This is a genomic window from Streptococcus oralis subsp. oralis (assembly GCF_002096435.1).
Lineage (GTDB): Bacteria > Bacillota > Bacilli > Lactobacillales > Streptococcaceae > Streptococcus > Streptococcus oralis_AA.
The window spans coordinates 84,864-99,420 of the sequence record NZ_NCUI01000022.1 but is presented as its reverse complement, the minus strand read 5'-3'; the positions used below and the strand labels follow the sequence as shown (position 1 = coordinate 99,420).

Annotated in this window: 12 protein-coding genes; all 12 read left to right on the top strand. The window is 37.3% G+C overall.

Annotation, left to right across the window (positions count from 1 at the left end):
• Positions 1-41: 41 nt before the first annotated feature.
• The 12 genes from B7723_RS01795 (at position 42) to essC (ending at position 14,554) form a co-directional block, all read left to right on the top strand.
• Positions 42-485, top strand: a complete 444-nt coding sequence (locus tag B7723_RS01795; protein WP_084849041.1) for a DNA/RNA non-specific endonuclease — start codon at positions 42-44, stop codon at positions 483-485.
• Between the two features lie 12 nt (positions 486-497).
• Positions 498-944: a hypothetical protein gene (locus tag B7723_RS01790; protein ID WP_084848994.1), complete on the top strand. Its 447-nt coding sequence runs from the start codon at positions 498-500 to the stop codon at positions 942-944.
• A 91-nt stretch (positions 945-1,035) separates the two neighbouring features.
• Complete coding sequence (locus B7723_RS01785) at positions 1,036-2,571, top strand: type IV secretion protein Rhs (protein ID WP_239827351.1); 1,536 nt, start codon at positions 1,036-1,038, stop codon at positions 2,569-2,571.
• 66 nt (positions 2,572-2,637) lie between these two features.
• The gene (locus B7723_RS10450; RefSeq protein WP_158084815.1) at positions 2,638-2,799 is read left to right on the top strand and encodes a hypothetical protein; all 162 of its coding nucleotides are present in this window, start codon (positions 2,638-2,640) and stop codon (positions 2,797-2,799) included.
• A 153-nt stretch (positions 2,800-2,952) separates the two neighbouring features.
• Entirely contained in the window at positions 2,953-3,474 is a 522-nt protein-coding gene (locus tag B7723_RS01780; protein ID WP_239827354.1) for a PoNe immunity protein domain-containing protein, read from the top strand.
• A 21-nt stretch (positions 3,475-3,495) separates the two neighbouring features.
• A complete protein-coding gene (locus tag B7723_RS01775) occupies positions 3,496-4,155 on the top strand; it encodes a PoNe immunity protein domain-containing protein (RefSeq protein WP_084848993.1) in 660 nt (219 codons plus the stop codon).
• A gap of 396 nt (positions 4,156-4,551) precedes the next feature.
• Positions 4,552-4,854: a WXG100 family type VII secretion target gene (locus tag B7723_RS01770; protein ID WP_042769153.1), complete on the top strand. Its 303-nt coding sequence runs from the start codon at positions 4,552-4,554 to the stop codon at positions 4,852-4,854.
• Positions 4,855-4,911: 57 nt separating this feature from the next.
• Positions 4,912-8,151, top strand: coding sequence for a type VII secretion protein EsaA (esaA, locus tag B7723_RS01765; protein ID WP_084848992.1), 3,240 nt, complete (start codon positions 4,912-4,914; stop codon positions 8,149-8,151).
• Position 8,152: 1 nt separating this feature from the next.
• Positions 8,153-8,614 carry a type VII secretion protein EssA gene (essA, locus tag B7723_RS01760; protein WP_084848991.1) on the top strand — a complete coding sequence of 154 codons (462 nt, stop codon included), beginning with the start codon at positions 8,153-8,155 and terminating at the stop codon, positions 8,612-8,614.
• 124 nt (positions 8,615-8,738) lie between these two features.
• Complete coding sequence (locus tag B7723_RS01755; protein ID WP_044020224.1) at positions 8,739-8,981, top strand: type VII secretion protein; 243 nt, start codon at positions 8,739-8,741, stop codon at positions 8,979-8,981.
• Between the two features lie 14 nt (positions 8,982-8,995).
• Entirely contained in the window at positions 8,996-10,168 is a 1,173-nt protein-coding gene (gene essB, locus B7723_RS01750; protein ID WP_084848990.1) for a type VII secretion protein EssB, read from the top strand.
• A 9-nt stretch (positions 10,169-10,177) separates the two neighbouring features.
• On the top strand, positions 10,178-14,554 hold the full coding sequence (essC, locus tag B7723_RS01745) for a type VII secretion protein EssC (RefSeq protein WP_084848989.1): 4,377 nt from the start codon (positions 10,178-10,180) through the stop codon (positions 14,552-14,554).
• Positions 14,555-14,557: the final 3 nt, after the last annotated feature.

Genomic DNA, 14,557 nt, shown 5'->3' with positions numbered 1-14,557 from the left:
GGTTCGAAGATGCTAGTGAGATCTTGAGAGACGGAAGCCATATGGATGGAAAAGTTCCCAAGCCTAATGTTGTATATGAGGCTGGAGAACATCGCTATCTTTACCGTACTGATGAGGTGGGGCGTATTGATCGGGCGTATGCTGAAGATTTACAACTAAAACTCCATGAAGGTAGATTACGTCATAACTCCAAGACTCTGGATAAAGAAATTGGGGACCATGCAGGGCATATATTCGGAGATTTATTTGGTGGATCACCCGAGTTGGATAATGTTATCTCACAAGCTAAAGATGTCAATCTAAAAGAATATCGTCGTATCGAACGTGATTGGGAAGCTGCTTTAAAATCCAAACCACCAAAGAAAGTTGAAGTAGACATTAAGATTAACTACGAAGGCTCTTCAATGAGACCGACTAGCTTTGAAGTTAATTATAAGATTGATGGAAAAAAATATAAGAGAATAATTCCAAATATAAACAAATAAAGGGAGAATAATATGACACAATTTGAAGATAAATTTATGGAAATCCAGATTGACATGGTTTCACTAGCTATGGAATATGTCCACAATCAAGCAGAAAAAGTATATATTTATTGCATTTCGGAGGAAGCATTGCAATCATATAAAGTTTTTTATAAGATTAATGGTATTGTAATTGAAATGGATAAAGTTAATGAAGTTGTGGCAAAAAAAGTAGATGATTCAGATAATATGGCATTCGCTCTATTGAGATATGGAGCTGAAGATATACAAAAATTGATTGATGTTTGCCAAGAATATAATCGTGAACATCCAACTGAAATGTGGTTGATTTATGATGCTCAGAAAAATAGTCTTGACAGTCGTTATAGCTATGAAGGACGTTATGACAAGGATGAAGAATTGCTTCCACGTCTAGAGTTTGAAAAATGGTTTGAGGAAGTAAAAGAAAATCAGCTATAATATTTTTGATATTGGCACTTAATATTCAGTTAAGTGCCTTTTCACAAAGGACTGGGGTACAGGCACAGCTTCGACCGGATTTGCCAAACGGGTGGAGGAACTGGTCAAGATTTCTGAGAAGGTTCAGAAACTCATCAAGGAAAAGGATACGGACGGTGTCGTTTCCTATACCTATCACGATGAAACCAGCACTGCCCAAACTCTGCAAGCAAAACTCTCTACTTTGGAGCGGTATGCCGAGAATGTGAACACCTACATCAATAAGAAAATCGACCGCCCCTTCTATGAGGCTATGGACAAGGTAGGAGCCAAACTTGAAGCCCTTAACATTCAAAAGTATAAAACGACTAACAAGATAGGATATAAGCGGATCGAGTCTGTGAAAGATCCTTATGGCCATCCTGTCGGTACCAAGGAAGTCACCCCACCTGAGATAGGGATTGACGAGCTCTACAAGGTTGATAGCCCTTATAAGGCGTCACTGAAGAAAAGCTATGAAGAGTTCAAGAAGAGTAAGGAATATAAGGAACATAGGCTGACGGAGACAGAATATGTCCAAGCTATGCACCAAACCCGAGCTTTCGAGTATGTATCGATTGATGATGAAAAGTCCACTACAGAGATGTGGCGAGATTTGACTCTGACCGCGGCTACAGTTGTCTTGTATGTCTTCTGCCCTCCTGCCGGTGCGGTTCTATCCACGGTCGTAGCAGCAGCGGAAATGTACTCTGCCGCTTCTGGCAAGGACTGGGGTACTGGCCGCGAGCTGGATGGGAACGAGAGAGCTACGAGGGGCTTCTTTGCCCTGCTTGACTTGATCCCAGCAGGTAAATATCTCAGTGGCTTGGCCAAGACAGGAAAGACTGCAGGACTCACCGCTGTTAAGACTAGTATCAAAACAGCGGTGAAGGAAGGCGTCGAACAAGGCGCTAAGAATTTCGATACCTTTAAAGGGCTCTTGAAGAAGACCAAGGGGCTGGGGGATAATATTTATCACTCCTTGCCGACCTATCGAAAACAACTCGCCCGTCACTTACAGAATACAGTGGATGAAGGTCTCCTAAATCTAAGCAAGGCTGCCCAAGAAGGACTGGAGCGAGCCAAGCAGTTTACCTTGGAAGTGCCGACTATCCGAACGAGGCAGGTAGCGCCTGTTGGTTTTGCCAATATACAAGGGTTCTCTACACTTGAGAAAACAACCGTGAAATTGGGAGATACAGGTCTAGGAAAGAGCTTGGATAATCTGGCTTCTAAAGCGAAACATGTAGAAAACACTCGACTGGATAGACTCCGAGCGCGTAATGCTTTCTATACAACCAAGGAAGAGTGGATGAAGGCGATGAAAGAAGGAGATGTCGTCTTTAACACGAACATCCACAGCAAGATTGAAATCCTCAAGCAAAGAGGGATTATATCGGAGGTTGATGACGGCACTATTGAGCTGATCAGTAATATGCGCAAAGGGAACTACGGTGAGATGACTACGGACGAGATCTATCGTCAGCTGGGTTACGAACGAATTAGTCTAGATATGGTGACTGATATAGACGGAGTCACCCACCATGGAATTGACGGTATCTACCACAATCCCAATGGGCACCCACCCTATATCATCGCAGAAGCATAGTATGGTAGTGCTCGCTTAAGTTACTTGAAGAATCCAAAAGTCAAACAGATGAGCCATGAGTGGATAATGGGAGGGCGTCTAGAAAAGGCAGTCGGTAATAAGCATAGTATATTGATTCGTGAAGCTATGGATGATAACCTAGTTGGCTATCAGTTAGTGAAGGTTAAGAAGAATGGCGATATTATGATAAATAATCTCGATAAGAAGGCGAATATTATTCGTCCCTAGAAAAGGAGTTAATACATGTTAAGAGATAAAATTCAAACAGAAGCATATTTCCAAGAAGCATTTGAATGGTATTCTGAAAGTTTGCGCAAGAAACTGTAACGTTTTGATAAGGTTAAACCAGACAGCCTTTCCGATCATTTTCGATTTAGAGTTATTAATTATGAAAATTTATTAAAGGTTGGTTATTCTCTAGGTAAGGATGTACAGGATCTCTTTCCTTATTACCAAGGCATTCTTTCTACATTAAAAGAGGTCGCTTCAGAGGGAGTCCCCTTTTATCGTGCAGTTGATGTATTTGCCTTGGGGGTTCTCTATAGTGAACGCAAGGAAGAGTTTCTGGATGATTTGAAGGCTATCTATGAGCAGATGGACCACACAGATGGCTTGATTGAATACTACATGGTTTATTTATTCCATGATAAAGTGGTTCCTTTCCATTCGATTTTAGAATATCAAAATATGATTGAGGACACTTATGAGAGTGTAGCCAAGGCACAAGGTTTCTGGTACTATAGCAACTCAGATGCTCCGTGGTATAATAACCACACCAAAGATACCTATAAAGGCTATTGGAGTTTTGACACTGCCGCAACCTGCAAGATTAAAGGAATTTATGACGAGCGCTTGAAAGACCTAGAGTACTTTCCATATGACTTGTTGGTGCAGGGAGAGTAGGTTGAAAATTGGAGTTAATACATGTTAAGAGATAGAATCAAAACAGAAGAATATTTCCAAGAAGCATTTGAATGGTACACGGGATCATTACAACGGAAGGTGGAACAATTTCCTGATATAAATCCAGAGTATTACGAGCATCATTTTAGATTCATGGTGATTAATTATGAAGATTTATTAAGAGTTGGCTACTCTCTAGGGAAGGATGTTCAGGAACTCTTTCCTTATTATCAAGGGATCCTCTCCAATTTAAAAGAAGTCGCCTCCGAGGGAGTTTCCTTTTATCGTGCGGTTGATGTCTTTTCATTAGGAGTTCTTTATAGTGATCGTAAGGAAGAATTTCTGGATGATTTGAAGGCTATTTATGAGCAGATGGACCACACAGATGGCTTGATTGAATACTACATGGTTTATCTATTTCATGATAAGATAGTTCCTTTCCATTCGATTTTAGAGTATCAAAATATGATTGAAGACACTTATGAGAGTGTAGCTAAGGCGCAGGGCTTCTGGTACTATAGCCACTCAGATGCTCCATGGTATAACAACTATACCAAAGATACTTATGTAGGCTACTGGAGTTTTGACACCGCCGCAACCTGCAAGATTAAAGGAATTTATGACGAGCGTTTGAAAGACCTGGAGTACTTTCCATATGACTTTCTAGTGCAAGAAAATTAAGAAAACTGGGTTTCTACCCAGTTTTTGTCGAACATGTAACCTCCTTTTCTTTTTGTTACACGGACATCCACAGCATGGCTGAGGTCCTCAAGCAGGAGATAATAGTACTGGAACAGTTTCGACTGGGTTTGCCAAACGGGTGGAGGATCTGGTCAAGATTTCTGAGAAAGTCCAGAGCTTACTATCTGAAAAATAAATGGAAGGAATAGACTTCTGCATTGATTAGTATGATTTTCGTTTCATACGTATTGAGTAGGATGTTGATTTTTTGATACTTTATATCATCAAACTAATTATTGCTAAAATATTATTTTTTTAAATTATTTGATGTAATACTTGCGTTAGCATTTGAATAATGTTAAAATAAGATAAAAAAAAGAACATAGGAGTAAGAATATGTCAGACCAAATTCGTGTATCCACAGAAACCCTTCAATCACGTGCGCGTGAATATGGAAAAGCTGCTAATGATATCAGAGTCATCTTGAACAATCTTCAACGCCTACAAGACACTCTTCGTACAGAGTGGGAAGGTGCTGCCTTCCAAGGTTTCGAGAGACAATTCCTTGAATTGAAACCGAAGGTTGTAAATTTTGCGGATTTGATGCAACAAATCAATACACAACTTGATAAGACTGCTGAAGCAATGAAACAAAATGACCAAGCTTTATCTAAGAACTTTGGCATTCAAAATAGTTAAGGATAAAGTTGAGGATTTCTCCTCAACTTTTTTACTACATTTATTTAAGGAGATCATGTGAACAAGAAAGTTTTATTTAGCTTAGGGATAGCACTGTTATTAGTTACAATGATAGTATCCTTCTTTGCAGTTGTAAAACCAACACCTATCAGCCGAACGAACTCAGATTCCTCGGTGCAACAAGCCCCTATTAAAGTGGCTGTTGTTAATGAAGATACAGGTAAGGTATATAATGGACAACCGATTAACATTGCGAATACTTTAGTAAACTCGTTCATAGCTAAAAATAATTACAAAGTAGAAGTTGTTTCTCGGTCAATCGCTGAAAACGGTCTAAAAAATGAGACTTATCAGTTGATGATAATCTTGCCAAGTAAATTTTCAGAAGAAGCTTTAGCGATCGAATCAACTTCACCTGTTCAGGCGAAGTTTCAATATCAAATTCAATCAAGTGATCAACTGACTGTTAAACAGGCTGAACAAGCAGTAGTAGCTTTCAAAGAGCTTTTTAATAAGGACTTGATTAATATTTATTTCACTAGTATTATTGGGAATTTGAAAACAGCACAAGGCCAAGTTGCTGATGTGGTTACAAACGAACATGAGTCACTAACGTCCTTTAATAATAAGTTAGTAGATCCTCTTGCTCAATATAGTCAACAATTTAATGGCTTAGGCTCATCACCGAATAATCTGTTATCATCGTATTCATCATTTAACAAAACCCTGTTAAATACAAATGATGCCTTTAAATCCATTATTTCTGTTGATAAGACATATGAGGGAACAATAGAAAAAATAAAGGGACAACAAGAAAAGTGGGATCATTCCTTGAATACTAGAGAACAGGCTTTATCCAACTATGATAAAGACTTTTCTAAATTATCAGTTAAGGAACAATTAGATCAATTAGCTGCTATAAACACTCAATTTAATAATAATAATTTATCAGAGCCAGCTATTTGGAAAGAAACTACTGATACGGCTTCTTCCTATAATCAAGATATCGCAAAACTTCTCGAAAACTTGAAGAAGAATAACAAGGAAATTGATGATACCTTATCAAATTATGATTCAAAGATTAGAGAAGCAGTAGAGTCTTCCTTGGCTAAAAACTCCTCAGCGGTAGATGGAGCTAATAAAACTCTTGGAAGTTATATCCAGTCGTTAAATACTAGTATGCAAAATCAAATGACTAGTAAATGGCCAAGTGTATACTACGATGATGCAGCTATAGATAATCTTTCTTTGTCAAATACTGATAAACAACATTTGAAAAATATTAGTAGTTTTATACGGTGGTATAGTAAGAAGGCAGGGAAAGATTTGCCAACTTTGCAAGCTACAACACTTGAAAATGAAGAGTTTTCTCAGTTAAAGAATGATATTAAATCTAAGAGCACAACAAAACGTGAGCTAACATTGCCTTCGTTTGAAGGAAAAATTTCAAAATTAACCTTAACAGTACCAAATGGTTATTATCTTAAAGAATCAAACTATGGATTTTCTAATCTTGGAGGAGATAGCTATCAGGTATTCATCCCTAGTGAAGCATCTCCAGGTATGACTATTTCATACACACTAGGGATCAAGAATGAAAATGATCTCAGTGTCTTGTCGCCTGTCTTTGTTAAGTATCAATTAGATACGACAGAAGATGTAAAAGTTATAAAGGAAGATGCCCCTTATGAAAAAGATAAAATAGAGAATGAGACAGTTCATTCTGCGCCTGTTAGTCCAGCTACTTCTGTAACGTCAAGTTCCTCTACGTCTGATGGGCAGAAACCAACAGAAATTATCACAATTACGAAGACCATCACGATTACAAAGACAAATCAAACAGAAAAGAAAGTTTTGAATCGTCATTATGAGATGCAAGACATTATTTCTAACTGGGAGTACAATCCTACCAAGCTAACTCAAGCGGTTTATAAAGATGTTGAGGCGTATCTACAGTTATCAGGACTAGTTACTGCGTATTACGGCTTAGATTTATCTAAAAATACGTACACAGACACTACGTTTGTTCCGGCAGAAGGTTCTCTTGCTGCCTTAGCAAATAATGATGACCTCAAGACTATTGTGACCAATCTAATCAAAGCGACCACAGTAGAAGCTTTAAAATCAGATTTGAAGATTTCGGATAAAAAATTGACGGATATTCAGTCTCGATTGGCGAATGCTGAGAAATTGACAACTAATATTGATCAGCTGAGAGAAACAACCAAAGATTTAATGACTCAGTTAAGTCAGTTAATTGAACAAACCAAATTAGTGGATAAAACAATTACAGATAAGCCTAGTTTTGTTGAAACAGAAAAAGTAGACAATACTGATATGGTTACAGTTAGTATGGATATGAACAGTGACCTAATTAAACTGATGTCAGCTAGTACAACCTTGATGAACAATACACAAGCAAACCAAGCTGTTTCTGAGACGATTGAAGCTACTATGACTCAGTTGACAAATGATGTTAATACATTGGAAAAAGATGGAAAATCATTAACTGAACGCGTCTCTGAGTTGAAAAATATCATGTCTAATGAATATGGTTCAAACGAAGAATTCCTTAAAAACTTTTCTACTGTTTTGAGCAATACTAGAACGGGTAACACCAAAAATGAAGCTGTCTATGAATATTTGTCGAATCCTGTTGATGCTTCGAAAATTGGGAATGTCGTATCAGCTGCGACCAATTCACCGTCACAGACTAATCGTCAAGACGAAAGATCAGGACTTCTTATTATCTTAGTCAGCTATCTTGTTAGCTTGGTTGTTGCTTATCTTTTCCAACATGCAGATAAAGAAGAATTGCAAAGATTAATCAGTTTGAAGGATCGTTTGTCATGGAGAAATTCTTCTGGACCAATGTTCTTCCTAAGTGTGATTTCAGTAGCAGCAGGTTCTATCATTGCGATTGTTTCTGGAGTTAAACTTGCTTTCTCTGTAAGTCAGTTGAGTTGGTTTGTAGTACTTCTTGTCTTGGTAAGTCTAATGATGACATATGGTCTGAATATCCTTATGGATAAACTAAAAAGTCTTGGATTTTTGATAAGTATAAGTCTACTACTGCTTTATATCATTTCAGCAACTCAATTGTTTGATGAATATTATGTGAATTCGGCTCCTATTTTAACAGCTCTTTCTCCATTGACATATCTTGAAGGGGCAGTGAAATTATTCATTAATCAGCAAAATGGAGTTGTTCAGTCAGTAATGGTAATTGTTGTTCTCACAATTGCTTTGGGACTTGGAAATACTTTCTTGTATCGTCAAGTTAAGGATAGCAAGTAATATGAAAAAAAACATTGTCTTTATCTTTCTATTGTTTTTAATTTTTACAAGAGGAAGTGTTGTCTTTGCAAATGATGGATCTTTGCAAATAGATACATCTTTAGATAAAAATACCAAGAAAACGGAGATTCAATACTTTGAACAGGAGAGTAATTTGACAAAGTTATTTCATCCTGAGACCTATAAATTAGTTGATACAACTAAAAAATTGGATAACGAAAAGTATCAATTAGTTAAAACAAACTTATTTATCACTAAAGTGGAAACGGAGAATATCGTTAATGAGTATCAGTCTGCTTTATTTACCAGTCAGATTCAAATCAATCACAGTGATAAAAAGACTGTTTCACTTAAAAACGTAAAGTCTCCTGTTTCTTGGACCGCAATTTTATTGTTTATACTAGGGATGATTGTCACAATTTACTCGCTCTTTTATAAAAAGTTACATACAACTAAACAATAAAAACGATAGAAAAATACATAAAGGGAGATACAAATGTATCTCCCTTTTTATAAATAAAAAGTTCTTCAATATTCATGTTCTGCGTGATATAATAGGCATAACACAATAGATTTAGGAGGGTTCTATGGAAGAGTACATTAATATTAGTCTGGATTGTTCGCCTTTTTTATCTAAAATATTAGATTTAAGAGTTCCTACTGAGTTAACGATTAAAGAATTACTACAAATCGTCTCAGATACTTATGGTATAGGGGTTAAGGTAATGAATCCAAGTGTAAGAAATCAACAGTCTGGAGAAATTCTTGCTAGTACGAGCAGTCTAGCATTAGTGAAAGACGGAGTTTTATTAAAATTGGAAAGAATATAGTAAGGGAGTCAGGTATGGACGTTCAAAAAATGGAATTAGTAGTTGGAGATATCAAGGGAAATCGAGAAATAGCTTATGCTCTATTAACAGCAACACAACCTTATTTTGTGAATCAAAATGTCATTGAGGAAGAAGGTAAATTAACGATTGAAAGTCTTTTGACAGATGAATATTATTCTTGGGATAAGCTGACTACGATGATTGATGAAGAAAAGTTACGTCATCTGATCAATGTTGGTCAATTATTTAACTTGCTGAAGGATTCAATTTATACTTATGAGTTATCACCTAGTAATCTAGTGTTTTCACGAAATGGGAATCCCCTATTCATTTTTCGTGGTGTTAAAGGGCAAGTGCCTCCCTATGATGCATTAAACCTAGAAGCGTTTACAGTTAACTTTAAAGCTATGATAGTATCTCTACTAGATAAAAAGGTAAGTTATGAAAAATTAGTGGAGGGGCAGTCGCCATTCTATAAGGGAAAACTGTTTTGTGAGACCATCATGAAGGCTGAAGATTTGGATGCAATCTTAGCCTTACTACTAGAAAAATACCTAGAAGAACAGGAACAAAATAAAGAAAAATTTTCACGTGTTCCTAACAAACTTGTTTCGCGATTGAAGTGGACTACTATTATTGCATCACTTATTGGAGTGCTGTCAATTGTTGGAGTGCTTTACTTTGCATTGTTCGCTATGCCTAATCAACAAATGATTTCAGACTTACGTTTGGCTTTTGTACACCAAGATTATTCATCGGTTGTATCTACTGTTAAAAATACAGACTCTAAATCACTTAGTCAAGATGATGCTTATATGGTAGCTTTTTCGGTCATCAAAACAGAACCTTTAACTGAAGCGCAAAAGACAGAACTATCCAAAATATCAACTCAATCAAGTACAGACTATCTTCGTTACTGGGTCTTAATTGGCCAGTCGAAAATTGATGAAGCTATAGATATTGCGAGTTACTTAGATGATCCACAATTATTAATGTACGGTCTGACTAAAAAGGTTGATGAAGTTCAGAGAAATCCTAACCTCACATCAGAACAACGTACGGAGCAACTAAATAATTATAAGAGTAAATTGGAAGAGTTGAAGAAAAACTACCTAACACCTGAGACGAACAAGTCGAATACGACTTCGACATCAACTTCAGCTTCAACTTCAGCAGAGTCAAGATAGGAGTGGTCTATGAATTATTTATTTTTTGAAGGCAATGTTTATCCACTCTATGCAGGAAAAACCTATCAACTGGGGTCTTCTGTAGATTCTAATATCTATCTTCCTATTTTTGAGAATGTGGTGCTGGAAGTCAAGGAAAATGGAGTTGAACTACTCGGGGAGACTTATTCTTATGGGTATCATTTGGTTGCTATAGCTGAAAATATAAATGTTTCCTTATTGATTATTGAAAACACAGAGCATTACCTTCTTCCTGAGAAAATACTTTATTTATCAGATAAGAAAGAAGCGTCTATTCGCTTAGTTGATTTTCCTATAGAAATCATTTTGACCTTTGATGGGACAAATAAGACGATTTACAGTGTTAGTCCATTTTACATTAACGGTGAAAGAAAAACAGGAAAGCAAAACATTCAAGATATGGATCAAATCGTTTTTGAACAAGGTCTAGGTTTATCCGTTCAAAAACAAATCTTATCGATTCATTCACTATTTTCTATTGAGACGAGCTTACTGCCTTTTTCTGAAGTAATGGTTGAAGACCGTTCAAAAGAATTTCATCGCTCTCCACGGATTATTCTAAGAGAACCTGAGGATAAAGTAACGATTGCTTCGGCACCAACAGATGATGAAGGTCACAAACAATCGTTACTGAGATTGATTATTACCCCTTTGGCGATGATTGTCTTTACGATACTGACCGTTTACTTTACACGTAGTGGTGGAATGATGTTTATGATGATGGGGATGTCTGTCATTACTATTGGGACTTCCATTCATACTTATTTTTCTGATAAAAAATCACATAAGGAACTTCAAGAACAGAAAATTGTTGATTATATGGAATATTTGGAAACCAAATATTCTCAGTTAGCTGACTTACGTGACGAACAAGTTGAGGCTCTGGTTTATCATTTTCCTGATACAGTTCGTATTTTGGAAATGGTAGAAAAAATAGATCGACGAATTTATGAGAAAACGCTCTATCACTTCGATTTCTTGTCTTATCGCTTAGGATTGGGGGAAGTTAATTCTAGTTTCTCTATTGAGTATTCAGATTCTGAGTTGACAAAATACAATGCGGCTGCTAATCAAAAAATTCAAGAACTACTTTCTTACTATCGTGTGACTAAACAGGTACCAATTACTCATACATTAACAAATCCTATGGGTTATATCGGAACACGACAAATAGTGATTGAACAAGTTCAACAGATGATGATGCAATTAGCGACTTTCCAAAGTTATCATGATTTACAGTTTATTCCAATTTTTCGAGAGGAAGAGTTGGAGTTGTGGGATTGGAGTCGTTGGTTACCTCATACGAAAATTAAAGCACTAAATAGCCGTGGTTTTGTTTACAATCAACGTACTCGAGATCAACTATTGACGTCACTCTATCAAATTATTAAAGACAGAAAATTAGATAGTGAGCAGGACAAAGGAAAGGAAAAGCAATATAGCCCTCATTATATTCTCTTTATTACAGATTTAAGTTTGATGTTGGATCACAACATTATGGAGTACATCAATGAAGATTTATCCCATTTAGGGATTCATTACGTTTTCGTAGAAGAAGTACTTGAAAGTTTACCAGAACACGTTAAGACAGTTGTTGACTATCGAGGAGATAAAAAAGGTACCGTATTACTTCAGGATGGCAATTATACAAATAAAGAGATCACGCCTCTTCCTCCTGTAAGTTTATCGGAAAAGGAAAATTTTGCGAGAAATCTTGCGGGTATTCATCATGTTCAGACTTTGCGTAATTCGATTCCGAATAGCATTACCTTCCTGGAGATGTATGGAGTCAATAAGGTAGAGGAACTGGATCTTTTAAAACGATGGCAGGACAATGAAACTTTTCAAACAATGGCTGTTCCTCTAGGAGTCCGAGGTAGGGACGATATTCTTTATCTAAACATTCATGAGAAGGCGCATGGCCCTCATGGATTGATTGCTGGTACTACGGGATCAGGGAAGTCTGAGCTTATTCAGTCCTACATTCTATCTTTAGCTGTGAACTACCATCCGTATGAGGTTGCTTTCCTCTTGATTGACTATAAAGGTGGAGGGATGGCTAATCTCTTTGCAGACCTACCTCACGTCGTTGGTACGATTACAAACTTGGATGGCAACCAGGCGAATCGGGCTCTGGTATCTATCAAGGCTGAACTGAAGAAACGTCAGCGTATCTTTGCAGAAAATGACGTTAATCATATCAACCAGTATATGAAACTCTTCAAAGAAGGGAAGGTCAAAGAACCATTACCACATCTATTAATCATTAGTGATGAGTTTGCAGAGTTGAAGGCGAATCAACCTGATTTCATGGATGAATTGGTCTCTACAGCTCGTATTGGTCGTTCATTGGGAGTTAAATTAATTTTAGCCACCCAAAAACCTAGTGGAGTGGTTAATGATCAAATTTGGTCCAACTCGAAGTTTAAAATAGCTCTTAAAGTACAGGATGTTGCGGATTCTAGAGAAGTAATCAAAACACCTGATGCCGCAGAAATCACCCAGACAGGTAGAGCCTATCTTCAAGTCGGAAACAATGAAATCTATGAGCTATTCCAAAGCGCGTGGTCGGGTGCGGACTATAATCCAGAAGGACGAAACCATGTTCAAAAAAATACAACTGTGTATGAGATTACAAGTAATGGTCAATACAATGCCATTAATAAAGATTTGAGTGGTTTAGTCAATCGAAAAGAAGCAAAGGCTGTTCCAACAGAATTGGACGCCATTGTAGAAAAAGCTCGTGAAGTCTTTGACGGTCTTCATATTCATCAGGTGGCCAGTCCTTGGTTGCCACCACTTGAAGAAAAGATATATGCTAAAGATACACAATCGACTAACTTTAAGGATTATTGGGGACGTTCAGAGGCCTTACAACCTATTTTAGTTGGGTATCAAGATATTCCTGAAAGACAGGAACAATCTCCACTTTATTTCAATATGGAACAAAGAGGCCATATTCTATTAGTTTCTAGTCCAGGATTCGGGAAGTCCACTTTTCTACAGAACTTTGCGATGGACGTGATCCGTAAGCAGACACCAGAACAGGTCCATTTCTACCTCTATGACTTTGGTACTAGTGGCTTGATCTCTATTTCTGATTTCCCTCATGTTGCAGATTATTTCACCTTGGATGAAACTGAGAAAATTATGAAATCTCTTCGATTTTTGAATAGAGAGATTAAAACTCGGAAACGGGCTCTTTCGCGAGCAAGAGCGACAAATCTAACGCAGTACAATCAGTTGTCAGATGAGAGTTTTCCAACTATTTTCATCGAGATAGATGGTTTTGATAGTGTGATGGATGCCCCATTTGTAGATGCCTTTTATGATACTTTAAATGTCATCGCTCGAGATGGTGCTTCTCTAGGAATCTATCTAGTCGTGACACTTTCTCGTCTCAATGCGATGCGATTACAGTTGCAATCCAACTTTAAGACTAAGATTTCGCTCTTCTTATTTGATAACAGTGACTTGTCAGGTGTAGTAGGACGTTCAAACATTCCACTAGATGAAATCAAAGGCCGGGCGATAGCTAAATTTGACGATATCGTCCAATTCCAAGTGATGTTACCATACAGTAGTGAATACTATACGGACTACATAAAAGAAGTTCGTGCAGAACAAGAAGCAATGGCTGTGGCATACGATGGACCGCTTCCTGCAGGTATCCCAATGTTGCCAGAAAAGGTAACCAAAGAAGGATTGTCAGAAATCTTAGAAAGCAGCCAAGACTTTATCTTGGGACTCGAAAGAGAGGCTGTTGTTCCAGCATCCTTTAGTTTCGAGCGACCTATTCTTATAGCCTCAGACAGCCCTGCTTTTGTAACGAATTACTATAAATTATTAGAGTATCATTTGGAACGTATGTCAGGTAAGTATAATACGCTTATCTTAGATCCTAGTCAGCGTATCAGCAACCAACTTTTTGATGGTATCCAACGATTCGATACTTCTTTAGAAGTCGATAATGTGATGAAGACGATATTAGAAGACTTTAAGAAACGAGTGGCTACTCCAAGTCAGGACTATCCTAAATGGTTAATTCTGATCCCTGATATTGCGGCGACAGCTATGGCAGCAGGGATGAACGAAGTAGACTTCAAAGAACTTCTTACGGAAGGTTCTCGCTATGGAGTGACTTTGGTATTTGCTGGTGCTTATCAGGATCTAGTAACCAATCAATACGATAATTTTGTCAAACTAGTTAATCAGTTAGTAGAACAAGTCTTCCTTGGTGTACGCATTAGCGATCAAGATCATACTCGCTATCCTTATATCATGAATGAACCGGCGCTGAAGCCTAACCAAGGATACATTCTTTACCCAGATCGTTATGAATTTGTTCAATTATTAGAAATTTAGAAA